A 23,918-nucleotide genomic window follows, 5' to 3' on the forward strand; every position below is an offset into this window, starting at 1 on the left:
AGTTGCACTGGAGGAAAGAAATGTAAAGGAATTTGTATGAAAATTACAAATAAATTGATTATAAGCGTGAAACTTGAAAAAACGAAAAAAATACCCTCCTCAACTAAGAGAAGGGTAGGTGTTTTATCTCGGTGAATCATAATCCATTGCTTGTTCACTATCAGAAATACCTTGAGTTGTTGGGTCAACAATGATATCCATTGCAGTTAAAAAAGTTAGAAGGGCATTAAATTTCTCTGTCAATTCGTCACCAAATACAGTCAGGTCGTATATCGTACACGAATAATATGCTTATCGTAAAAAGTTATAATGAGCTAAAAAAGACAGTAAACATAAGGATTTTTGATACTTTAATTAGTGAATAGGGGGTAAACGATCGTAAAACATAAGCGGGAGTAGGGGAAAGTGGTTGTTTTAAGGAGATATTGATGAAAAAGGGAAAATTTTAAGAAGGAAAAACGTTGATACTAAAGGCTTTTACGATAGCGATTACGATGTGAAAAAAGGGAGATTTAATGTGAAATTGAGAAAATGTAAATTTGGGAAGGGTGTGGAAATGGAAGTGCTATGGGCACGTTTGTTCCTCTGTTTTTACCATTAGATGTAAATATACCCTCATATACTGGTAGTGGAATCCCTATATAATAGCTCTTATACCTGCATTTCAGTTACATATAATGGTTCCGCTCGAATGTTTTGTGATTGCATATTTAAAAGTGAAGGTTTAAAAAAAGCACAATATTTTCTAGTTTGAATTGAGATAACTCTGTTTTTGATCGTTATCGTAACAGGAAAAATTAATACGAACACTTATTATATCCTTAATAAGAAAGATGTTCTGAGTGAAGTACTACATATTTAATTTTATCTTTTTAATGGAAATGGAACATCCATCGTTTTTTTATTTGGCCATATTTTGATCCCTCAATGATCTCGACTGATTAACCGTTTTATGCAATATAAGATATGGCAAGTAATTGTTATTATTCAGCGTAACAGAAGAGAAGGAATTAGGGAAAGCATTTGATTTCATAAATAAGAGACCACAAGGCATTGAGTTAAAACTCTTTACCATGAGGCGTTTTCCTTAACCGATTCGCAATAAGCTTCATTAAATTCACTGCAATAGATACCAATACAATGATCAAAGCGAGCTCAAGTAAGATGATAAGTCCAATATTTACATTGTGGCTATTAAAGTAATCACCGGTTAAGGAAAGGAGTTGATAAGTACCTAGCATTAGAGTTATAAAGATTGCTCCTAACACAATTAGAGATTTTTTAGAGAAATCCTTAGCATGTTCAAAATTATAAATTATTAAGAATACAAATAGACAAGCCATAGCAATCTCATGAGTCAACGAATCACTTGCTGAAAACCCTTGCACAATTAAGGAAACAATTAACCCAATTATTCCGATTCTTTTATTCAAGATGTCACCTGCTTTTATGATCTATGTGTCAGCTTACCAATTAAAGGGGAGTTTCTCAAGATGATACTCTTTAAACTTAACTTAAAATCATTATGTTATTTAGATTTCAAGGAGCTGAAAAATGAACTCTCTTTTATATGGCATTCATATGGATGCTTTCATTAATAAAGGTGAAATGAAACTTTGAATAAAACATTTATTTAATAGGGAGTAACTAATTAATCTATGTACTAAATTTTCATTCAACTTTAAAGGGCTTGGCAGTAAGGAGTTATGTAACGGAGAGATTAAATTCTCATATTCATCAGATTCAGACTTTACTTGTTTCATAGAGTGGAACTTACTTCGTTCTTCATGTGGCATGAATTCCATAAACCCAGCTGCAGTTCCATCAGGGTAAGACAGAAGGAATGTTATATCCTTCTTGGTGTAGTCGGTTATGAGTACTTCAGTGTAATCGTCATTTATCACTTTGAGCTAATTATGAGAATGTTTATTAATTTCATAAGGGGAGTCAGCTTTCTTGAGCACGATTCCCTCTAAGTTTTTTTCTTTGGCCAAGGCAAAGTAAGCTAGTGTCCGTTTCCTTGAATTTCTTCGATAACAAAGACATTTGGATGTCAGTTCAAGTGAATTCAGAACTGTCTTACGCTCAGTGAGTGGCTTAGCTGCTATTGACTGACAGTCTTTATAGATAAAATCGAAGACACAGTAACCAATTTTATGAGCTAATTTTTTGGACACGAAACGTTCCATTACAGCAAAGGCACCACCTGGGGCAGCTAAAATGACTTCACAATCTCTAATGTTTATCTCCTTTATATGAAATGGTTCAAATGGGGATTAATCGCAGATATTACTCCATCAGATTTAGAAACAAGAATTGCGATGCTACGAAAAAAGGATTAGGTTATGGTGAAACAAGGTTACTTATAATGTAATTTTTGGGTCCTTGTAATTAAATTACAAATATTTGTAATATCTACTCGTAAAATCATGGTATTATACTGAAGGGGACGATCAAAAGCTTTGGGGGGTAGTAATTTAGAATGTTTTAAATAGATACGAGTGCTGCCTCATGTCAAAGTCAGAAAAAATATTATAGGGGGTAACATATGTTTAGGTTTAAAAAGAATATCTTAGTTGGGTTAACGGCAGCTTTCATGAGTATTAGCCTGTTTTCGGCAACCGCCTCTGCAGCTAGCACAGACTACTGGCAAAATTGGACTGATGGGGGCGGTATGGTAAACGCTGTCAATGGGTCTGGCGGGAATTACAGTGTGAATTGGTCTAATACCGGAAATTTCGTTGTTGGTAAAGGTTGGACTACAGGTTCGCCATTTAGGACGATAAACTATAATGCCGGAGTTTGGGCGCCGAATGGCAATGCATATTTGACTTTATATGGTTGGACGAGAGCACCTCTCATAGAATATTATGTAGTGGATTCATGGGGTACTTATAGACCTACTGGAACGTATAAAGGTACGGTTTACAGTGATGGGGGTACATATGACGTGTACACAACTACACGTTATGATGCACCTTCCATTGATGGCGATAAAACTACTTTTACGCAGTACTGGAGTGTTCGCCAGTCGAAGAGACCAACTGGAAGCAACGCTACAATCACTTTCAGCAATCACGTTAACGCATGGAAGAGATATGGGATGAATCTGGGTAGTAATTGGTCTTACCAAGTCTTAGCGACAGAGGGATATCAAAGTAGTGGAAGTTCTAACGTAACAGTGTGGTAACAGATCATCTTTAATCAGGGGTAGCTAACGGGCTGCTGATCGTTCCTTGAGAATTTTTAGAATCATTGTGATTGTGGGTTACTAAGAGGCGACCGTCTTTTAGTTGGAATCCCAATATATGCATCGAGTACGGTAAATGAATTAAAATCATTAGTAATGGTTAAAGGTCGTTTTCTACTAGGCGAACGGCCTTGGCATTGCTGGTAGGGTATTCTCCATCAGGTTTTATAACTTTCCCTATAAGTTTAATGGAATAGTATTAAAATGAGAATGCTTTCAATTTTTTGCTCTTGCTCTCAACAGACACCTTCATATAATCCTTCTTCATCAAATATAACCCTTAAGCAAATCAAAAATATCTCGGTAGTTGAACCAGATCCTCAAAACGTTATTCTCGTTAAAGATGGGACTGTTAAGAACAAAAAGTCTAACTTTTATAAAAAGTTATCGAGCTTTTATATCGGCATAAATGAGTTAACTTAAAAAGAGAGGACAGGAGCAACCCCTCACAATTCAAAAACGATAAATTGCAGGTAGAAATGGTAAGTTGGATATGCCACTGTAATAAATTCAGAATCCAAGGAGGGTTAAAACCCTACTACAATATAATCAAGAATAAGAAAGACTATCATAATAAGGGTGAGTACAATAATTTAAATATGAAGTATCTTGTCAGGCACTAGGGTTTGCATTGGTCACCGTATTTTGCTGGATCTGATAGCTTTATCATTACAGATAGTGGTGACCCAAAGGTAGCTGAAAGTTTAAACAAAAATCCTCCCTTTATGGGAGGATTAAATCGATATATTTACTAATGTATAAACCAACGCAACGATGAACAAGAAATATGAAATATAAGAAATTGCTTTTGACGAACTTGCTTTATGTTTTTGGAAAGTATATATAAGTGCAAAGCCCAAAAAGAAAACAGTCACAAACCAAGAAGTGTATGGAGGAAAGATTGCGACCAACAACACCATCAGCGTTGAAAAAATAAATGAAGAGTAATGAGTACCTTTTTGATCATGATTCATAGAAGTCACCTATAAATTTTTACCCATTTTAATGTGTATCAAAACAATTAAAAAAGAAATAAGAAAAATGCCAGACATTATTTCTGATGTGAACAAAAGAAAAGAGCATGTTTTGAAAAAAATTGATCAACACATGCTTTTATATACTGTAATGGGTTAACTTCTTGATAAAAAAGTTTGCTTACATTTGCGGGGGTTCCAAACCAAATGTTGTCCATTCCTCTTTTGCTGGACCATAAATACCCGGAACAGTTAATCCTGCTTGTCTCATAAGAACAGTCATTTGTCCCCGGTGGTGATTTTGATGTTGAATCAAAAACATCAAAAGTGAACCATTTGGCAATTGTTGACCAATAAAGTTGATACGTTCTTGAAGTGTATGATCAGTCCATTGGTTTTTTAATGCCTGTACAAATGCATTACTGGCTTGATGATAGCTGTCTGCTATAAACTGAGCCGAAGTAGGAACAGGGTAATCATCAGCAGGGGCATGAAACGTTAAGTCTGTGTTTGAGGTAATGATGCGAATGGCTGCAACAGTATGCCAAGCAATACGGCCTAAAGTCCAATTTTGTGAAGTGATTTCTTGTTTAAGTGATTCATCAGTTAGATTATTTAGCAGTTTCTGTGTAGCATCGGCTTCGAACTCCCATGATTTCAAAAAATGGTTTAAGGTTTGAAACACAAAAATCCTCCTTAAGATTTTTTTGTTTTCTTTTAACAGTTTCATTATACCTGCCCGTTTAGGTAAAAAGAACAAAACTTTAGACAAGAATGATTTAAATAAATTGGTGAATCACTTTAAGAAGATACAGAACACATATATCGAGCCACATGGTTAAATGATGCTGCATAGATATGTGTTTTGGAGTTGCCAAAGTAGAGATTGAAGAGTGTTTGCCATCAAAAATAAAGAAGGAGATTACCTGACATATAATGAATTATTATATCAGGAAAGAGAAAAATGTTGCAGCAAAGGGAGGAATGAGTTGGTAATGAAGGGTTTTATCAAAGGTGCTGTTCTAACTGCTGTTCTAGGTGTTGGTGTTACTTTATTTGCAGGTGATGTATCTGCGCACGGGTATATAAAAGAACCTGCCAGTAGAGCGTACATGGGGTCATTAGAAAAACAAATAATTGGTTGGACGGCAGCTGCACAAAAATATGGTTCCGTAATTGATAGTCCTCAATCGGTAGAAGGACCAAAAGGGTTTCCATCCGCGGGTCCACCAGATGGGAAAATTGCATCTGCAAATGGAGGCTCTGGTCAAATTGACTTTGGGCTAGACAGGCAGACTGCAGATCACTGGGTAAAACAAAACATACATGGGGGCCTAAACACCTTTACTTGGCACTATACTGCTCCTCACGCAACATCAAAGTGGCACTATTATATAACCAAGAAAGATTGGAATCCAAACAAACCATTAACAAGAGATGAGTTTGAATTAATTGGAACAGTAGATCACGATGGTTCAAAGGCAGATACTAATCTTTCTCATAAGATTTATGTACCAACTGATCGCAGTGGTTATCATGTCATTCTAGGGGTGTGGGACGTTGCGGATACCTCTAATGCCTTTTATAATGTAATTGATGTAAACCTAATGCAATGATGTTAACCTCCAACGACAAAACTTAATCCCAATGGACAAGAATATGAGGCTTCAACAGAAAATTGCCACCGCTTCTGGCACAGTGTTTACCGCTGAGGTTTTAATAGCTGCCAATAGTTATGACTATACCTGTAAAAGCGGTGAGTATATCCGATAAGCCATCACCAGCTTTTACTGTAACAACGCAGAAAACTAATGGAACCGGGAGGACACAGAGTGTTTGAGTGTGGAAGTTTCAGAATCATATGCGGTGAAGCTACTAAGAGGAGGCTATACTATGGCCGATCGGTTAGATGTTCGTGCATCTGCCGATCTTTTTTTAAACTTTAATAGTTGTTTACTCAATACATAGATTACTAAGAACTTTGTTATTCGGAGTCTAATTTTAAAATAACGTGAAAATCGATGAAGATTTTGAACAATTGGATAACTGGTTAAAACTCTTTTATGAAAAGGATACATAGTATGGTAGGGGGTGCTGAATTGAGCCTCAATCAAAAGACGTTAAACAGTTATGTTTATACTCTGGTATTCTCAAGTTTGTCATATGGTCTAGTCTTTGGCTTGTATATGTTTGTTTATTCAGATTTTATGCCGATCGCATTAATCACAATAGGCATCATTGCATTCTACTCTTTTATCACTTACTTAATCTTTGCTTTTCCTTTACAATTATGGCTAAGAAGAAATCCCAGAAAGTTCAGTTTGATCCATTTTTTAATTTACACTGCAGTAGCTTTTTTAGCTGTGTTCATGTTCTGGTTTGTTGATTATCCGCCTAGTGCTCTTACAGTGTTCAGGAGCTTAAATTATTACATAATGAGCATTGTTGCTGCGTTAATTTATTGGTTCTGGGATTCCATATGCCTGCGGAATTAGTTTATCTACTATTTAAAACATGTATTTCACAACGTTCACAACAAGTATAAAAGCCGCTGATCCGAACAACAAATACGCAGACCTTGTTTGTTTCTTTGAAAGTGTCTCCACTCCCATTAGAACAAAGAGAAGTGCAACCAATACTTGGAGAGAAAACAAGAGGAATGCACTTTGATGATATAAAGAATACACGCATAGGATTAAAGCTACACATGAGATCAAAATTTTTGAAGCTTTAAGCAAAGAACCACTCCTAGGAAGTTTTATTAAACCATAACACGGTATGAGCTTTTAGTGGGAGAGGCAAAGGGGTCATGATAAAAGAAGTGTTTTATTTAAAATTGGGGGATTTAACTTGAACATTTTTATTTGGATTGCCATGTTTATCGCTATTTTTGGCGGCTCTTATGCAGGTTACAAAAGGAATAAAAAGAAAGAACAGGAAAAGTAAATGATATAAGTTTATGGAAATGGACTGTGAGATTCTTAAGGAGTATTGAGTTAAATGCTCTTTTCCATTCTACATCTCCGGCATTCACGTAAGAATACAGCGCTCTTTACAAAGGCTTTTGAATAAACCTAATCGCCTTTGTTGAGGTAATTAGTATTTATTTGTATTGGAATAGAGTGGGAAGCGGATGGTGAGTCAAAAAGCATGGCAGCTGAGAGGGTTTGTAGAGTGGTCTGCTATACTTGTAGACCTGTATCAAAAGCGATTTAATAATGGAACGGATTTAAAAAGGGGTGAAAAGCCATCAAAACATTAGTTGTGTTATCCAGTTTTATGGGGATTGTGTTATCAATAATTGGACAAATATTTGGAATCCTAACTGATTTCTTTATTCCAGGCATTGCTCGGTTTATAGGGGTTTTAGCGGGTATGCTCGTGTTACTTAGTTTGAAGTCAAGAAATACAGAAATGCAGGCTTTTATAGTAGGTTCATGCACAGCGTTAGGAATAATGGGAGCAGGGATTTTATATGTTCCAGCTGCGATGATCAATGTCATAATTGGTTTCAAGCTAAACAAAAAGTTAAAAGAAGAGAACGTAAAGGAGCAGATCTGAATAGACTGCTTTTTTTAGGGCTACCATGGAAAATTGCAGGAATAAAATAATCATTTTTATTCAGAGTGAGGTTTAGATTCAAAATTTTACAGGCTTCTTAGATATTAAACAAAATGGTATGAGGTACGATTATTACTTTGTCGGTTTTTTTGAAGAGAATCATCAGGATATTTGAGAAACTGAGTGTATAAAAAAAGAAGGCAATCATCAACATTTGCTGAAGGGGATTTAAATTTTCTGAAAAAGCATTGAAAAAGTGAATAGGATTATATAATATGAAGTCAAGTTAGTTTGTCCAATCAACAAACTAATGAAGGGAGCTTTATTAGTTCTATAAGAAAACTAAATATAAAGGGGGAATAAGAGGCTAGATCCAATTGGAGGCTAAACAATATATAACACGAAAGAGTGAATCTTTAAATTCTTACCCAAGTATACGAGATATGACGAAAAAATGAATTTATTGCTTGCTGATACAGACCATTTTGTACGATGAAAAATGCTTTTTGAAATTAAACCATTTTGTGATTTTTTGAAAGCGCTTTAATAAAACACTTTCCGGCCGATGTGATTGAGAAATTTTTAAACCATTTCATACGGTTCCTTATTTAAGGATCGAATAGGGAGGAAAAGTCATGATCAGTGAAAATTTAAGGAAGATTAGCATGACTGAAAAAGTTGGTTATGCTTCTGGAGATTTTGCATGTAATTTAATTTATGCAACGGTGTCTACTTATCTTTTGTTCTTCTATACCGATGTATTTGGTTTATCGGCTGCAGCAGCCGGCACCATGTTCTTAGTGGTTAGAATCATTGACGCTCTCGCTGATCCTTTTATTGGAACAATAGTAGACAGAACAAATAGCAAATTTGGACGCTTTCGACCGTATCTTTTATTTGGAGCTTTCCCATTTGTAGTACTTGCAATACTCTGTTTTACAACTCCAGATTTCTCAGATATGGGGAAATTAATATATGCCTATATGACCTATGTTGGCTTGTCGCTTACATACACAACCATAAACGTTCCATATGGTGCGTTAACTTCTGCAATGACCAGAAATAATCAAGAAGTTGTTAGTATAACATCTGTTCGTATGTTATTTGCGAATCTTGGGGGACTTGTCGTTGCATTTTTTGTTCCCTTATTGGCTGCTTATTTAAGCGATACTTCCGGCAATGAATCTCTTGGCTGGCAGCTAACCATGGGTATTTTGGGAATGATAGGCGGGTGCCTTTTAATCTTTTGTTTTAAAAGCACAAAAGAGCGTGTCACTCTTCAAAAGTCTGAGGAGAAAATTAAATTATCGGATATATTTGAGCAATTTCATGTGAATCGTCCACTTGTTGTATTAAGCATTTTCTTTATTATTATTTTTGGAGTGAATTCAATAAGTAATTCAGTTGGCATCTATTATGTGACATATAACTTAGGAAGAGAGGATTTAGTGAAGTGGTACGGTCTGATTGGAAGTTTGCCTGCTTTGGTCATTTTACCGTTTATTCCAAGGCTTCACCAATTATTGGGGAAGAAAAAACTACTAAACTATGCATTATTACTGAATATTATCGGCCTCTTAGCTTTACTATTTGTTCCGTCAAGTAATGTATATCTTATCCTCTTCTTTCGATTAATTGCTGCTGCTGGAAGTCTCACCGCCGGGGGATATATGTGGGCGCTCATTCCTGAAACAATAGAATATGGAGAGTATAGGACTGGGAAAAGAATGGGTGGGCTCATTTATGCTATTATCGGATTTTTCTTTAAATTCGGTATGGCACTGGGAGGGATTGTTCCTGGATTGGTTCTAGATAGGTTTGGATATGTGGCAAATCAAACACAAACCCCGGAGGCATTAACGGGAATTTTAATTACAGCAACAATCATTCCAGTATTCTTGCTGGTTCTAGCCATGATTGATATTAATTTCTATAATTTAGATGAAGAGAAATACAAAAAAATGGTACGAGAATTAGAGAATAGAGATAAAGTTTATTTGGATAATATGGAGGAATTCAAGGCTTAAAAATTGATGTGTCAAAAGAAAATGGCTGAGGAGGAGTTCAAATGAAGATTATTAATCCAGTACTTAAAGGATTCAATCCCGATCCAAGTATTTGTAAGGTAGGAGAGGATTATTATATCGCTGTCTCTACATTTGAGTGGTTTCCAGGTGTCCAGATACACCATTCAAAAGATTTAGTGAATTGGCGTTTGGTCGCACATCCGTTACAGAGAGTTTCACAATTAGACATGAAAGGAAACCCTAATTCAGGCGGGGTTTGGGCGCCATGTTTAAGTTATAGTGACGGAAAGTTTTGGCTGATCTATACGGATGTTAAGGTAGTAGAGGGCGCTTGGAAAGATTGTCATAATTATTTAGTTACTTGTGAAACGGTTAATGGTGATTGGGGGGACCCAATCAAATTAAATAGCTCAGGATTTGATGCTTCTTTGTTCCATGATACGGATGGAAAAAAATATTTATTAAATATGTTATGGGATCAGCGTATTGACCGGCATTCATTTGGAGGAATTGTCATACAGGAATATTCTGATGAGGAGAAAAAATTAATTGGTAAACCGAAAGTTATTTTTAAAGGAACCGATCGAAAACTAACAGAAGCTCCGCACCTTTATCATATCGGGAACTATTATTATTTATTAACTGCAGAAGGAGGAACACGGTTTGAACACGCTGCAACAATGGCCCGCTCTACAAATATTGAAGGTCCATATGAAGTTCATCCCGATAATCCAATCTTAACGTCATGGCATGATCCTGGAAATCCATTGCAAAAATGTGGTCATGCATCCATTGTTCAAACACATACAGGTGAGTGGTATTTAGCTCATTTAACGGGACGTCCTATTCATCCTGACGATGATTCCATTTATCAGCAGAGAGGATATTGTCCTTTAGGCAGAGAAACTGCTATTCAAAAACTCTATTGGAGAGATGAATGGCCTTATGTAGTAGGTGGAAAAGAAGGAAGCTTGGAGGTAGAAGCACCTTCTATACCAGAAACAATGTTTGAAGCAACATACCCGGAAGTTGATGAATTTGAGGATTCAACATTAAATATAAATTTTCAAACGTTAAGGATTCCTTTTACGAATGAATTAGGTTCATTGACTCAGGTACCAAATCATTTACGATTATACGGTCATGAATCATTAACCTCGACATTTACTCAGGCATTTGTAGCCAGACGTTGGCAAAGTCTCCATTTTGAAGCGGAAACTGCTGTAGAGTTTTATCCGGAGAATTTTCAACAAGCCGCTGGATTGGTGAACTATTACAATACAGAGAACTGGACGGCTCTTCAAGTCACGCATGATGAAGAACTTGGCCGTATTCTAGAATTAACAATATGTGATAACTTTTCTTTTTCACAACCATTAAAAAATAAAATTGCTATTCCTCGTGAAGTAAAGTATGTATATTTAAGAGTAAATATTGAAAAGGAAAAGTATTATTATTTCTATTCTTTTAACAAAGAAGATTGGCACAAAATTGACATTGCATTGGAATCGAAAAAATTATCTGATGACTACATCCGTGGGGGAGGGTTCTTCACAGGAGCCTTTGTAGGGATGCAATGTCAAGATACCAGTGGTAATCATATTCCGGCCGACTTTAGATATTTTCGCTATAAAGAAAAATAATTTTTGCATGAAAAAAGGAGACTTCTATTTAGAACTCCTTTTTTCATATTAGAAGGTCTAAAGATAAGCTAGAACATAGGGATTTGACATTTTAATCATAAATTACATTGTAATCATATCTAGAAAATGATCAATAACAATGGAGGACATTCCTAATGCTGGCGCATTTTTTCCTAAGAAAGAAGGTAATAATTCATAGCTATTGTCTAATTGGGAATAAACCCTGGATGACACTTCGCTTCTAATTGAATTTAGTACCATAGGATGCGATTCAATTATGCTGTTTCTTAAAATGATGGCTTGTGGGTTGAATGTATTTAGAATATTGGTAAGGCCTATTCCTAAATAAAATCCAAAAGTCTGTAATGCATTTAAAGTGCCGATATCATTCAGATGGGCGAGGTCTATAATCTCTTGATAGGACACTTTTTTCTCTTTAGTCTGAAGAGATTTTAATAAAGCCTTCTCTGAAGCATACAATTCCCAGCAGCCTCGGTTTCCGCAACTGCATTTAGGACCATTAAAGTCTATTGTCATATGTCCCATTTCTCCTGAGAATCCGCTTACCCCTCTATATAAATCATTGTTGATAATAACACCGATCCCTATCCCTGTATTGACACTTGCATAAATAATGTTATCGTGATTTTTTGCAGCACCAAATACTTTTTCTCCATATGCCCCAGCATTCGCCTCATTTTCAATAAAAACGGGCACATTGAACTTCTCTTGTATGAAAGATTTTAAGTCAATATCTCTCCAGTTGGAGTTCGGAGTGAACACAATTTTTTGATTTTTATCAATGAGTCCAGGCACGCATATGCCTATACCAATAAGCCCGTACGGAGATTGTGGCATATGCGTAATAAAGTGATGAATCATATCAATTAAAATATCTTTGGTTATTTCTGGAGAACTCGATTCCAAATGGTGGTGTTGATCAAGAACGATCGTTCCTTCAAGATCTGTTAAAATGCCATTAATATAATCCACACCAACATCTATTCCTACGGAGTATCCCGCCTTTTTATTAAAAACAAGCATGACAGGTCTTCTTCCGCCACTTGATTGTCCCTGACCGATTTCAAATACAAGATTTTCTTTCATCAGCGTGTTTACCTGTGATGAAACAGTTGATTTATTTAATCCAGTCATTTCAGATAATTTTGCTCTGGAAATAGGTGAATTCTTAAGAATTTCTTTTAATAATAACTTTTGATTTACTTTTTTGACAAAGGTTTGATCAGCGATAACCACTTAATTCACTCCATTTGTATAATCTTTAAATTAAGTTGAAATTTATTGTTTCCACTAGGAGACATCGTACATTGCTTATCTTACCTTTATTATATCTAATGTGTTCAAAAAAAACTAAAAATAATATTGAAAATATTGAGGAGGTTATATAAGATTAAAATAAGTTAGTTTGTTCGAACAACAAACTAATATAAAACTTATATACAATACGAAATGTGAAATGCACCTGTTTTAAAAAAGATTTTTAAGGGGGAAATAAGATGGCTCAAACTCATTCTAGTTCAGTCAACTATTTTGGAAGCGTAAACAAAGTGGTTTATGAAGGGAAAGATTCCACTAATCCTTTAGCATTTAAATATTATAATTCTGGAGAAGTAATCGGCGGAAAAACGATGAAAGAGCATTTGCGATTTTCTATTGCCTATTGGCACACATTTACCGCTGACGGCACAGACGTTTTTGGGGCAGCTACGATGCAAAGACCGTGGGATCACTATAAAGGAATGGATCTGGCGAAGGCGAGAGTAGAAGCAGCTTTTGAGATGTTTGAAAAACTGGATGCACCATTTTTTGCTTTTCATGACCGAGATGTTGCACCAGAAGGAAATACGTTAAAAGAAACAAATCAAAATTTAGATATCATCGTGGGCATGATTAAAGATTACATGAGCAATAGCAACGTTAAGCTATTATGGAATACTGCAAACATGTTTACGAATCCCCGTTTCGTCCATGGTGCCGCAACTTCCTGCAATGCAGATGTGTTTGCGTATGCTGCAGCACAAGTAAAAAAAGGGTTAGAAACAGCAAAAGAGCTTGGCGCCGAGAACTATGTATTTTGGGGCGGCCGTGAAGGATATGACACATTGTTAAATACCGATTTAAAATTGGAGCTTGATAATTTGGCGAGATTCATGCATATGGCAGTGGATTATGCGAAGGAAATCGGATATACAGGACAGTTTTTGATTGAACCAAAACCAAAAGAGCCGACCACTCATCAATATGATACAGATGCAGCAACAACCATTGCCTTTTTAAAGCAATATGGCTTAGACAATCATTTTAAATTAAATCTCGAAGCCAATCATGCCACATTAGCCGGGCATACATTTGAACATGAATTACGGATGGCAAGAGTACACGGTCTTCTAGGCTCTGTTGACGCGAATCAGGGTGATCCTCTTTTAGGCTGGGATACAGATGAATTTCCAACAGATTTATATTCTACGACATTAGCAATGTACGAAATCCTGCAAAATGGCGGCCTTGGAAGCGGCGGATTAAACTTCGACGCGAAGGTTAGAAGATCTTCTTTTGAGCCTGATGATCTAATATATTCCCATGTTGCCGGGATGGATGCATTTGCAAGAGGATTGAGAGTAGCCCATAAATTGATCGAAGATCGTGTGTTTGACGATGTGATTCAACATCGTTATCGCAGCTTTACTGAAGGAATTGGTCTTGAAATTACAGAAGGAAGAGCTAATTTCCATACTCTTGAGCAATATGCGCTTAATAATAAATTAATTCAAAACGAATCAGGAAGACAGGAGCGATTAAAAGCTATATTGAACCAATACATTTTAGAAGTATAACAGATAAAGAGAATCATGATAAAAAGGTATGATAGCCAAGTTACCTGAGACTGCCCGTCATGATTCCTTACCTTTTGCTTATTGTTATGACGGGTACTTTCTATAATTGGGTTTTATTTTGAGTGAATGGTTTTTTTATAAGGGTAAGGGGTGAAAAAATGAAGTATGTCATTGGAGTAGATCTTGGAACGAGTGCTGTTAAAACAATTTTAGTCAATCAAAACGGCAAGGTTTGTGCAGAAACGTCGAAGAGTTATCTGCTCATTCAAGAGAAGGCAGGGTATAGTGAGCAAAATCCCGAAGACTGGGTGCAGCAAACAATTGAAGCCTTGGCTGAATTGGTGTCCATATCCAACGTTCAAGCCAAGGATATTGACGGGATAAGCTATTCAGGACAAATGCATGGGTTAGTCCTGCTTGACCAAGACTTAAAGGTGTTGCGTCATGCAATTCTTTGGAATGATACCCGAACGACGCCTCAATGTATTTGGATGACTGAGAATTTTGGCGATTATCTGCTTGACATCACAAAAAACCGAGTTTTAGAAGGGTTTACATTACCTAAAATTTTATGGGTGAAGGAACATGAACCTGAACTTTTTAAAAAAACGGCTGTTTTTTTGCTTCCGAAAGATTATGTGAGATTTCGTATGACTGGTGCTCTTCACACCGAATACTCTGATGCAGCAGGAACGTTGCTTTTACATATTACTCGCAAGGAGTGGAGCAATGATATTTGCAATCGATTTGGTATTTCTGCAGATATTTGTCCTCCGCTTGTTGAATCTCATGATTGTGTAGGATCGCTGCTTCCGCACGTTGCGGCGGAGACAGGGCTATTGGAAAAAACAAAAGTGTACGCCGGGGGAGCTGATAATGCTTGCGGTGCTATTGGAGCGGGTATTCTTTCTTCCGAAAAAACACTATGCAGTATTGGGACGTCAGGGGTCATACTTTCCCACGAAGAAGACAAAGAAAGAGACTTTAAAGGAAAAGTGCACTTTTTTAATCATGGAAAAAAGGATTCTTTTTATACAATGGGAGTCACACTCGCTGCAGGGTACAGCTTGGACTGGTTTAAAAGAACATTTGCACCAAACGAATCGTTTGAGCAATTATTGCAGGGAGTGGAATCTATTCCGATAGGAGCCAATGGACTGCTATACACTCCTTATTTGGTTGGTGAGAGAACGCCACATGCTGATTCTTCTATTCGGGGAAGCTTGATCGGAATGGATGGAGCCCACAAAAGAGAGCATTTTTTGAGGGCAATAATGGAAGGCATCACATTCTCTTTACATGAATCAATTGAGCTATTCCGCGAAGCGGGAAAATCAGTAAATACTGTTGTTTCTATTGGTGGGGGAGCTAAAAATGAAACGTGGCTGCAAATGCAAGCTGATATTTTCAATGCGAGCGTGATTAAGTTAGAAAATGAACAAGGCCCAGCCATGGGGGCTGCTATGCTAGCTGCCTTTGGAAGTGGGTGGTTTGAATCCCTTGAAGAATGTGCAGAGCAGTTTATTCAAAAGGCTTCTACATTTTATCCCAAGGAACAAAATGTTCAAAAATATAAAACGCTATTCGATTTATATAAGAAAATTTATACTCACACTAAGGATCTCAATACAGCTTTGAAGAGCTTTCGAACAAACGATTAGTGAGGGTCGTTAAGCGTTTATTTTTCCAGGAGATCAATGAAAGACAATTAACGACTCATCATGATCATAGGCCCCCCTTTAATCACATAACTACAGCTGCATCATAGAAGTTGGGTTTATATATCTGTTAACGAATTGGTAACAGTCCAAACTCTTGATTTCGATCAAATCGGAAGTATTGTGTCTACGCACAAAAACCCCTCACAGTCCTGTGAAGGGTTTTTAAAAATTAGCTATACTATCCTAATTTCTGTTCTCAAGTATTTAACGACATCAATGTCCATCATTAAAAAGCAATATCAAATCTATCTAAAGGAGTCGCTAAAAGGGATATAAAAAACGGAGGATCTAAGTGATACGATTTACTTCATACGCCGTTCGTATTCCGGATTCAATCGCTCCTTGCATCCATCCATGAGTAAGTGAGGCGTGTTCTCCAGCGAAATGTATCTTCCCTTCAGGGGTAGGGATATATGGATACAGCTGTAATTCCTGTCCTGGTTCGAAAGCTGTGAACCCTCCAGCTGAATAAGGGTTGAGGGTCCAGCTAAAAGAAGCGCCGGTCACAAATTCTGACCACACTATATCACCATATATTTCTGATAAATTCATTAAAGTATAGCGGAGGCGCTCTCCCTCTGAAAGACTGTCCCATATCAGCGCCTCATCCGCCCATGTGTAGCTCGCTACAATGACAGCATGACCATTCGAGCCAATGTCAATGCTGGGATAATATGAAAATCTTATCGGAAGATCAGTGATCGATTTGCCGCCGCGCTGCCCAGCTTTTTCCCAAAAACGGCTCTTAAACTCTATTCCGATTTTTGTTGCGGCAATATAGTTGAGTTCACGAATGGCCCGCCGTTTATAATAAGAAAATGAATCATATGGTTCAACTTGGACAAAACGCAATGTTGAAAATGGGATGGTTATGATAGCGAGATCGCCTGTTACTTCCAAATGGTTTGCTGTCTGTTGATGAATGCAGTTGATCGTAACATTGTTATGATTTTGAGATATTTTCACCATTTTATGATGGAAGACAATATGTTCATTTAATTGGGGAAGAAATGCTTGAGGAAGCCGATCCATGCCGCCTGTTATTTCATAGAAGCGAGTTGGCGACGTATAGAAGATGGATTCCCGTAACACTTCAACAAGGGACATACCCATATATGCTTCCATATCCAACAGTACGCCGATCATATCGATTGCACCGTATGAAAAATAAGTATTCAAGTATGAGGCTAACGAATGGTTCCTGTACTGTGTTTCAACAATCCGCCAATTTCTCGCGGGATCTACAGAAATAAAATTGAGGATAGGCTGCAATACAGAAAGCATCAGCTCTTCGGCCGTTTTTCCTTGTTCATTTTCTGCAACTGGGTATCTTAAGATACCCGGATTGCTTTCAAAATGATGAAGACGTGTTTGAATGCCATTGGCGTAAATGATGTCCAGTGGAGTTCTGTTCAAAAATACATTAGTTGGCAGGCTGAATTTTTTTATATATTCCAAGGTTAGCGTATGGATCTCCGGAATGCGCATTGGTCCAACATTGAAATACAGCCCGGTACTGAAGGGAGATCGCAACGTGCAAACTCTGCCCCCGACTCTATCACTCGCTTCCAGAATCGTCACTTTATGTCCTGCGTTCTTCAGTAAAGATGCAGAAACAAGCCCAGCCAACCCGGCGCCAACGACAATAATGTGCTTTGGGTATTGTGATGTGCGAAGACCATTTCTAATAATCGCAATCATGTCTTCGTTCTTTAGTAGAGAATTCATTTATGTAGGCACCCTCTTTTTTGATTTATTGCATTATATTCATTCAAAAGGGTGTCTATCACGAACTATATCCTTTTTTCACTTGTGTTTTTCAGTTGAGTGCTGCTTAACACAGCCTTTAAATCCTCTGGTATTCACATAATCGTTTTTACTCCAAATAGAACGTTTTTTCGTTTGTGCTTCCTGTTCATCTTTTCTAAACTGGTCTATGTATTTCGTATTTGGCTCATAAACATATGCTACCCTGGCTAATCCTTCTTTTAACAGTGTTTCTTGAACAGACTTGCCATCGACATAAACGTAAGCTAACAGCCTTCCGAATTTATCTCTGCGCTCTCCTTTATCAAATTCTAATTGCAGCTTGCCGCCACTAACCAATTCTTTGTTTCGTTTAGATGCATCCTCGCCATATGGCTGAACACATGAATTTGGCTTTTTAGTCTCTGGAGTATCAATAAGCAAGTAGCGAACCGTGTCAATATTGCCGTTATAGCTAACTTTGATCGTATCTCCGTCAACAGGCCTTTCTAACACAGCATCCACCAAGCCTTTTTTTGCTTCAGGTTGAGAATTCTTGGCAACTGGCTGTTTAAGATCTGAATTGCTTTTTTCAGCTGTATCATTTAATCCGCAGGCTGCCAAAGAAAAACTCAAAGCTAATAAACTAAAGCATAACATTGCTTTCTTCAATTCCATTTCTCCTTCTTCTGTTTCTATCTCAATCAACCATCATTCATTATAATGATATCGCTATTTATTGTGAATGTATTTTTCTTAACACGTTTATATTTGAGTACAAGCTCATGATCAATATTCAAATATCACAACAAGATTTCAAAAACGTAACCATTAATAGGCGTTTTATCTGGGAAATTCTACGATTGCTAAAAACTCAGAAGTTTTATAATTGACTGAAAGCGCTTTTAAAATTATGATAATATCAAATCTAACTAGGAAGTAACAAAAATATAACAATGAAATAACAATAAAGTGGATATGTTTCTCACGAAATGAATGAAATCGATTTCAATTAAGTTGGTTCTTGCGAAAAGCCTCGACCGCATTGAGTTTTTTCAATCTTCAGATTGATAAGGTCTCGGGAAATAAAAAACCTGGCTGAAATGAGTATTGCTCTTTTAAAAGAGAAAGGGTCAATCCAGCACATTCGGTTGACAAGAATGAGAAACATATAAAGCATTCTTCATAAAGGTGGGGAAAGGGTATGAAAGAACAACGAAATCCCAGGTCGTATTTACAGTTGATAATGATCTCAGCAACATTTGGCGGGCTTCTCTTTGGATATGACACTGGAGTTATAAATGGAGCCTTACCTTTTATGGCAAGATCTGATCAACTTAACTTAACACCGGTCACAGAAGGGCTTGTTACAAGTATGCTTCTATTAGGAGCAGCGTTTGGTGCATTGCTGTGCGGCAAATTGGCTGACCGCTATGGCCGACGTAAAATGATTCTTAATCTATCCTTTTTATTCTTTCTGGCATCGCTTGGAACAGCATTTGCCCCGAATGTTTTAACGATGGTTATCTTTCGGTTTTTTCTGGGACTGGCTGTCGGTGGGGCATCTTCAATGGTACCGGCCTTTTTAGCAGAAATGGCGCCGTATGAGAAAAGAGGGCGTATGGTAACGCAAAATGAACTGATGATCGTCGGCGGGCAATTTTTAGCCTACGTTTTTAACGCGATTCTTGGTGTTGCAATGGCTGATACAGGGCATGTTTGGAGATACATGCTTGTCCTTTGTGCCATACCGGCTCTCATATTATTTGCAAGTATGCTCATGGTTCCGGAGAGTCCGAGGTGGCTAACTTCTAAAGGTAAAAAAAGCGAGGCGCTGCGCGTCCTTAAACTCATACGTGACGAGAAAAGGGCAGAAGCAGAATTTAAGGAAATACAAGCAGCGGCAGTTAAAGATTCAAATGTAAAGAAGGCATCGATCAAAGAGTTTTCTACACCGTGGCTGCGCCGTCTTTTATTGATTGGAATCGGTGTTGCCATTGTTAATCAAATCACAGGTGTCAATTCAATTATGTATTACGGCACTCAAATCCTGCAAGAGTCCGGTTTTGGTACAAAGGCAGCTTTAATCGCTAATATTGGGAATGGATTGATATCAGTCATTGCCGTTATCATCGGCATTTGGCTGGTTGGCAGGGTGAACCGGCGCCCGATATTGATGATTGGTTTATCAGGAACGACCACAGCGCTTTTATTCATTGCCATATTCTCAATCGTGCTTGATGGATCAGCAGCACTCCCGTATATCGTGCTATCTTTGACCGTTTTATTTCTAGCCTTTATGCAGGGCTGTGTCGGACCAGTAACATGGCTGGTCATTGCAGAAATATTCCCGCAAAGATTAAGGGGGCTTGGTACTGGCATCAGTGTATTTTTCCTTTGGATTTTAAACTTTATCATCGGTTTTGCTTTTCCAATCATGCTTAGCTCAGCAGGCTTATCCTTTACTTTCTTTATATTTGTCGCTTTGGGTATATTGGCAATCGGTTTTGTATACAAATTCATGCCGGAAACTAAGGGACGAACACTTGAGGAACTAGAAGAGCATTTCCGTTCAATAGATGGACATTATGACTCTGAAAAATCAATTCATGAAGCGTGATAGCTGTACTAAAATGATATTGTAAACTCATTAGGTTAATTAAGAAAGCAATTCTGCATCAGAAGTCTCCTAATGAAGTAGGAGAAATATTGGATATGGAATTGTGGGAGAAAGCAAACTTTTTTAAGTCAGCGATTACGTGAAGGCCACCATTCGTATTGGCTAAGGAAATGATGGGATAACATTGGATGTGCATATGGCATGCCCTGATCTGCTCAAACAAAAAGATTTGTAATGATGATTTGTTGAAGTCTAATCGTTTGGGAAATAACGGAATTTTTTGGTATCACATTTTAATCTGCCTGAAGCTAGAATGTAGGCCACTAATAACTTTGGGGAGGCTATTTGATTTGAGTCAGTCAAGCATCCGCATTACTTTAGTGGCAGGGCCACATTGTGAGTTAGAATCATTTGCATTACGTTCCGCACTTGAATATTATGGTGCAAAAGTACACATGCATTGGGGTGGACGACCTAATGATTTAGTTAGCGTGCTTTCGGGCGAGAACCGAGGAGAAACCGACTATATGATTTTAAGTTTTCATGGAGAAGATGGAAAATCATATTGCCGGAATTGGGACAAAACGTTTATGAAAAAAACGAGCCGCGTTCATGTTATTTCGGTCCTGAAGAAGTTCGGGCGTATGCAGATTTACGAGGGGTGCATGTGTTAGCAACTGGATGCACATTAGGTGACAAAAGGCTTGCAGAAGCGTTTAGACAATGCAAAAGCTCTTCTTACATAGCCCCTGGCGACTATATAGATGGAAACGCTTCGCTTATTTTCGTCCTCACATTCATATATGAACAAATGACAAATATGTAATCTCTAAAGGCGGCATTTCAAAAGGCTGCTTCGATCGACAAAGAAACAAGCTTGTTTCAATTGTATTGAATCTAAACCATATACATAGCTATTATATTGCTATGTTGCAGAAAGTCCTGCTTAGATTCACACAGATTAATGAAATGAAATAGCATTTCAATTGTAATTGAAGCCCTTCAATCAATGAGGGCTTTTTATTATACGTCATACCGGACACCTATATTGGGGAAGCTAATGAAAAAGAAAGAAGGAGATACGAAGTGAAGAAGCACTTTCTATCCTTATGTGTTTTAATATTTGCATTGATTTTTATTCAAACAAAGACTCAAGCCCTGACATTTAAAGAGTTGCCAATTAAACAAAAAACAGAGCAATAGTCAGTCGAAATAAGCGAAGCAAAAAATGCAAAGGAATTAGCGAGTCCAAAAAAGGGGGAATATCACGTCTATTCAATGGACATCAAAAACATAGGGGAAGCCGCAGCTACAGTGGATGTACAATTGTATAGAAATGATCCTGACTCAACCACGAGGTTTTCACTTTTTGGCTGTCCCAACGAGAAATGTGTGAGAAAGAAGGAGAATTTAATAAGCTTAGCCGAAAGTTTAAACGATGGTATCCCGCTGAAGTTTACACATTTTATGGTGGCTGAAAAGGCATCTGAATTAGAGGTTGTTATTATTTGGACACAAAAAGGAAAAGAAGGACGACAATTAAAACAAACCTTTACATTTAGTTAGAAGAGGTTAATTAGACATAGACAATATAGTGACCTACATAGGAGCTTGAGCATTAAAGCTGTTTGAATGTTGTTTCCATTTGGGTTAATACGCAGATAATCAACACCTGATCAGTCTTAAGGCAGATATAGCTGCGTTGCGAATTTTATTAGCTGAGAACCACCAAGAAAGTCTAATATAGCTGCAAAATTGAAAAGATAATTATTGGGCTGCTTGAACAGCAGCTCTTTTTCATTTTCAAGTAACATTTTGATCATTTATTCTACTAATTAAAATGAAGAAAGCGAGGGAAGACATGAGAAGCAAGAATAAAATCAAAAAAATACTAATCATTACAGCTCCATTATTGATTTGTTTAGTAACGTTCTTTGCGATGATAGCAGGAGACAAAGTGAAATATGAGGGAAGCAGCAGGAACGAATTGTGGGTTTCTACCATTGAAAAATCAGATAAAACTTCGATTGGGCCTAATTACTTCTTGAATTTATATTGGCAGGGGAATAAGAAAGAAGCGAAAAGAACCATTGTTGAAAAAATCACATTGTACATAGATGGTAAAAAGTATGATGACAGAGGGAATTATGATTTATCAGAGTACACAGGTGAAGAAATGCCTGGCGGAGGACAAATGGAAGACCACATTGCTACGTTTGATTTTATGCCTGAAGATGAAGTAATCGGACATGATGTAGTTGTTAAGGTGGAGTGGAAGACTGGTAAGGAGAAACATACAGATCAAATGAGATTACAAGAGAAACCATGGTATAAAAGATAAATCTGCAATGGCGAGTTTAGGGATGAAACGTCCAACATATAGGTCTGCTTTCAAAAACATCTGATTGATAAGTACATGTCAGGATAAAGGCATGTTTTTATCCAAGTAAAATAAAAACATGCAAGTTTAGCTCCTTCCCTGTACATAATATGCTTACATTTCTTTTAAATGCTCGTAAAGCAATCTAAAGCAAACAGTACCAGATATCAAAGGGACTGCAAACAAAATAATCACTGCTATGATCTCCCAGCCGTTAAAGAAATCGTGGTTTTTAATGAATACCTGTCCTTCTAAAATGATAAAAACTATGATTCCTGTTAATACTAAAAAGCATGAAAACAGAATGATCCTTGCTTTTGTTTTTAGCTTTTTAAACTCATCTTTAAAATAAATGAAAACGAGAACGAAAGAGCAAAAGGATGCTGCAGTGCTTATTACATCCATATTTTTCATGACTTTCTCAATGATGACACATAAGATGAAAAGAAAAAATGCTAAGTTTTTAGACAAAAAATCGCTCCTTATTTTATGGCTACCCAAAAAGTTTACAAGTTTTTCACAAAAGGCACAAATGCGATGTCAGCAAATGAGTTTATTGGTCAACTAAATAGTTAATTTCATCTTATTGTACCATGTACTAAATATTCAATTGTTTTTTATGTGCGGGCACTAGGGAATGATGTGTAACGGAAAGGTATAGCTGAATTGAAGGGAGTTACCGTGTACATCTGTTCTGTAAATCTATAAATTTGTCCTATCGTTATAAAAATATACACCAAAAAGGGAGAGATAAATGCATAAAATTGGGATACTGGTCTTAGCGTTCTTTGCTTTTATTTCAGGCTGCAATGATAAGGAAGAAAATAAAATAAAAACGCCAAAGATGCAGAACCTTGTTGGTTTTATCCTTATTAAGGATGAAAAGTCAGCGATATTTCTTGAGGGCAAACATACTCCTGATAAAGAAGACTTTCAATTGTCTCAAGATAGACTAATAAAAAAATATAAAAGTCATGTTGTGATATTGGGATTAAGTCAAATTGAAAACAAAGAAGACCTTGTGACAGGTAAAAAAATGAAGGTGTGGTTCAACACTCTTAAAGAATCTGATCCTCCAAAAGCAACAATTAAAAAATTTAAAAGGTTATAACAGTTGGCATCCCTCTCGTATGATCATTTC

21 protein-coding genes and 2 pseudogenes are annotated in these 23,918 nt (G+C 37.0%); 13 read left to right on the forward strand and 10 right to left on the reverse strand.

Features of this window, described 5'->3' with window-relative positions; all coding sequences use genetic code 11:
* Positions 1-123: 123 nt before the first annotated feature.
* The 3 genes from V6D42_RS04895 to V6D42_RS20310 form a co-directional block, all read right to left on the reverse strand.
* Entirely contained in the window at positions 124-243 is a 120-nt protein-coding gene (locus tag V6D42_RS04895; protein WP_333512528.1) for a phage holin, read from the reverse strand.
* A gap of 815 nt (positions 244-1,058) precedes the next feature.
* The gene (locus tag V6D42_RS04900; protein ID WP_333512529.1) at positions 1,059-1,433 is read right to left on the reverse strand and encodes a YoqO family protein; all 375 of its coding nucleotides are present in this window, start codon (positions 1,431-1,433) and stop codon (positions 1,059-1,061) included.
* A gap of 477 nt (positions 1,434-1,910) precedes the next feature.
* Entirely contained in the window at positions 1,911-2,189 is a 279-nt protein-coding gene (locus tag V6D42_RS20310) for an ATP-dependent DNA ligase (RefSeq protein WP_411803444.1), read from the reverse strand.
* A gap of 359 nt (positions 2,190-2,548) precedes the next feature.
* Here V6D42_RS20310 and V6D42_RS04915 point away from each other — a divergent pair, with 359 nt between their 5' ends.
* Positions 2,549-3,190 carry a glycoside hydrolase family 11 protein gene (locus tag V6D42_RS04915; protein WP_326202644.1) on the forward strand — a complete coding sequence of 214 codons (642 nt, stop codon included), beginning with the start codon at positions 2,549-2,551 and terminating at the stop codon, positions 3,188-3,190.
* 794 nt (positions 3,191-3,984) lie between these two features.
* Here the strand turns inward: V6D42_RS04915 and V6D42_RS04920 are convergent.
* On the reverse strand, positions 3,985-4,224 hold the full coding sequence (locus tag V6D42_RS04920) for a hypothetical protein (RefSeq protein WP_326202642.1): 240 nt from the start codon (positions 4,222-4,224) through the stop codon (positions 3,985-3,987).
* 181 nt (positions 4,225-4,405) lie between these two features.
* Positions 4,406-4,909 carry a DinB family protein gene (locus tag V6D42_RS04925; RefSeq protein ID WP_326202640.1) on the reverse strand — a complete coding sequence of 168 codons (504 nt, stop codon included), beginning with the start codon at positions 4,907-4,909 and terminating at the stop codon, positions 4,406-4,408.
* 310 nt (positions 4,910-5,219) lie between these two features.
* Here V6D42_RS04925 and V6D42_RS04930 point away from each other — a divergent pair, with 310 nt between their 5' ends.
* On the forward strand, positions 5,220-5,840 hold the full coding sequence (locus V6D42_RS04930) for a lytic polysaccharide monooxygenase auxiliary activity family 9 protein (protein WP_333512584.1): 621 nt from the start codon (positions 5,220-5,222) through the stop codon (positions 5,838-5,840).
* Positions 5,841-6,323: 483 nt separating this feature from the next.
* Positions 6,324-6,719, forward strand: coding sequence for a UPF0715 family protein (locus tag V6D42_RS04935; RefSeq protein WP_333512530.1), 396 nt, complete (start codon positions 6,324-6,326; stop codon positions 6,717-6,719).
* Between the two features lie 12 nt (positions 6,720-6,731).
* Here the strand turns inward: V6D42_RS04935 and V6D42_RS04940 are convergent, their stop codons facing one another.
* Positions 6,732-6,962: a hypothetical protein gene (locus tag V6D42_RS04940; protein WP_333512531.1), complete on the reverse strand. Its 231-nt coding sequence runs from the start codon at positions 6,960-6,962 to the stop codon at positions 6,732-6,734.
* A 541-nt stretch (positions 6,963-7,503) separates the two neighbouring features.
* Between V6D42_RS04940 and V6D42_RS04945 the strand changes: the two genes are divergently transcribed.
* The 3 genes from V6D42_RS04945 (at position 7,504) to xynB (ending at position 11,455) form a co-directional block, all read left to right on the forward strand.
* Positions 7,504-7,785 (forward strand): permease, encoded by a 282-nt coding sequence (locus tag V6D42_RS04945; protein WP_333512532.1) that lies wholly within the window; start codon positions 7,504-7,506, stop codon positions 7,783-7,785.
* A gap of 635 nt (positions 7,786-8,420) precedes the next feature.
* On the forward strand, positions 8,421-9,812 hold the full coding sequence (locus tag V6D42_RS04950; protein WP_326202634.1) for an MFS transporter: 1,392 nt from the start codon (positions 8,421-8,423) through the stop codon (positions 9,810-9,812).
* A 41-nt stretch (positions 9,813-9,853) separates the two neighbouring features.
* Complete coding sequence (gene xynB, locus V6D42_RS04955) at positions 9,854-11,455, forward strand: xylan 1,4-beta-xylosidase (RefSeq protein ID WP_333512533.1); 1,602 nt, start codon at positions 9,854-9,856, stop codon at positions 11,453-11,455.
* Positions 11,456-11,557: 102 nt separating this feature from the next.
* Here xynB and xylR read toward each other — a convergent pair whose 3' ends face one another.
* Positions 11,558-12,712 (reverse strand): transcriptional repressor XylR, encoded by a 1,155-nt coding sequence (gene xylR, locus V6D42_RS04960; protein ID WP_333512534.1) that lies wholly within the window; start codon positions 12,710-12,712, stop codon positions 11,558-11,560.
* 260 nt (positions 12,713-12,972) lie between these two features.
* On the opposite strand from xylR, the gene xylA reads away from it, so the two are divergent.
* Together xylA and xylB are read left to right on the forward strand one after the other, a co-directional pair.
* Positions 12,973-14,310, forward strand: coding sequence for a xylose isomerase (gene xylA, locus V6D42_RS04965; protein ID WP_333512535.1), 1,338 nt, complete (start codon positions 12,973-12,975; stop codon positions 14,308-14,310).
* 158 nt (positions 14,311-14,468) lie between these two features.
* The gene (gene xylB / locus V6D42_RS04970; RefSeq protein WP_333512536.1) at positions 14,469-15,971 is read left to right on the forward strand and encodes a xylulokinase; all 1,503 of its coding nucleotides are present in this window, start codon (positions 14,469-14,471) and stop codon (positions 15,969-15,971) included.
* 348 nt (positions 15,972-16,319) lie between these two features.
* Here xylB and V6D42_RS04975 read toward each other — a convergent pair whose 3' ends face one another.
* On the reverse strand, positions 16,320-17,759 hold the full coding sequence (locus V6D42_RS04975; protein ID WP_333512537.1) for a flavin monoamine oxidase family protein: 1,440 nt from the start codon (positions 17,757-17,759) through the stop codon (positions 16,320-16,322).
* A gap of 78 nt (positions 17,760-17,837) precedes the next feature.
* Complete coding sequence (locus V6D42_RS04980) at positions 17,838-18,449, reverse strand: thermonuclease family protein (RefSeq protein ID WP_326202622.1); 612 nt, start codon at positions 18,447-18,449, stop codon at positions 17,838-17,840.
* Between the two features lie 532 nt (positions 18,450-18,981).
* Here V6D42_RS04980 and V6D42_RS04985 point away from each other — a divergent pair.
* From V6D42_RS04985 to V6D42_RS05000, 4 genes and pseudogenes are all read left to right on the forward strand, one after another.
* The gene (locus V6D42_RS04985; protein ID WP_326202620.1) at positions 18,982-20,397 is read left to right on the forward strand and encodes a sugar porter family MFS transporter; all 1,416 of its coding nucleotides are present in this window, start codon (positions 18,982-18,984) and stop codon (positions 20,395-20,397) included.
* 350 nt (positions 20,398-20,747) lie between these two features.
* A pseudogene (locus V6D42_RS04990) lies at positions 20,748-21,292 on the forward strand (delta-aminolevulinic acid dehydratase).
* A gap of 191 nt (positions 21,293-21,483) precedes the next feature.
* Positions 21,484-21,963 (forward strand): annotated as a pseudogene (locus tag V6D42_RS04995) (hypothetical protein).
* Between the two features lie 295 nt (positions 21,964-22,258).
* A complete protein-coding gene (locus V6D42_RS05000) occupies positions 22,259-22,738 on the forward strand; it encodes a DUF4944 domain-containing protein (protein ID WP_333512538.1) in 480 nt (159 codons plus the stop codon).
* Positions 22,739-22,891: 153 nt separating this feature from the next.
* Here V6D42_RS05000 and V6D42_RS05005 read toward each other — a convergent pair whose 3' ends face one another.
* Complete coding sequence (locus tag V6D42_RS05005; protein WP_333512539.1) at positions 22,892-23,248, reverse strand: YoqO family protein; 357 nt, start codon at positions 23,246-23,248, stop codon at positions 22,892-22,894.
* A gap of 283 nt (positions 23,249-23,531) precedes the next feature.
* Here V6D42_RS05005 and V6D42_RS05010 point away from each other — a divergent pair, with 283 nt between their 5' ends.
* Positions 23,532-23,888 carry a DUF3221 domain-containing protein gene (locus V6D42_RS05010; RefSeq protein ID WP_326202612.1) on the forward strand — a complete coding sequence of 119 codons (357 nt, stop codon included), beginning with the start codon at positions 23,532-23,534 and terminating at the stop codon, positions 23,886-23,888.
* Positions 23,889-23,918 lie beyond the last annotated feature (30 nt).

Origin of the sequence: Bacillus sp. 0909A, from assembly GCF_036765115.1 — a bacterium.
GTDB classification, from domain to species: Bacteria; Bacillota; Bacilli; order Bacillales; family Bacillaceae; genus Bacillus; species Bacillus mojavensis.

Bases quoted from the DNA above. Each gene is read 5' to 3' on its own strand.
- V6D42_RS04945 (WP_333512532.1), top strand. From the start codon at position 7,504: ATGGGGATTGTGTTATCAATAATTGGACAAATATTTGGAATCCTAACT.
- V6D42_RS04975 (WP_333512537.1), bottom strand. From the start codon at position 17,759: ATGAATTCTCTACTAAAGAACGAAGACATGATTGCGATTATTAGAAAT.
- V6D42_RS04915 (WP_326202644.1), top strand. From the start codon at position 2,549: ATGTTTAGGTTTAAAAAGAATATCTTAGTTGGGTTAACGGCAGCTTTC.
- xylB (WP_333512536.1), top strand. From the start codon at position 14,469: ATGAAGTATGTCATTGGAGTAGATCTTGGAACGAGTGCTGTTAAAACA.
- V6D42_RS04950 (WP_326202634.1), top strand. From the start codon at position 8,421: ATGATCAGTGAAAATTTAAGGAAGATTAGCATGACTGAAAAAGTTGGT.
- V6D42_RS05010 (WP_326202612.1), top strand. From the start codon at position 23,532: ATGCATAAAATTGGGATACTGGTCTTAGCGTTCTTTGCTTTTATTTCA.
- xylA (WP_333512535.1), top strand. From the start codon at position 12,973: ATGGCTCAAACTCATTCTAGTTCAGTCAACTATTTTGGAAGCGTAAAC.
- V6D42_RS04920 (WP_326202642.1), bottom strand. From the start codon at position 4,224: ATGAATCATGATCAAAAAGGTACTCATTACTCTTCATTTATTTTTTCA.
- V6D42_RS04985 (WP_326202620.1), top strand. From the start codon at position 18,982: ATGAAAGAACAACGAAATCCCAGGTCGTATTTACAGTTGATAATGATC.
- V6D42_RS20310 (WP_411803444.1), bottom strand. From the start codon at position 2,189: ATGGAACGTTTCGTGTCCAAAAAATTAGCTCATAAAATTGGTTACTGT.
- xynB (WP_333512533.1), top strand. From the start codon at position 9,854: ATGAAGATTATTAATCCAGTACTTAAAGGATTCAATCCCGATCCAAGT.
- V6D42_RS04930 (WP_333512584.1), top strand. From the start codon at position 5,220: ATGAAGGGTTTTATCAAAGGTGCTGTTCTAACTGCTGTTCTAGGTGTT.
- V6D42_RS05000 (WP_333512538.1), top strand. From the start codon at position 22,259: ATGAGAAGCAAGAATAAAATCAAAAAAATACTAATCATTACAGCTCCA.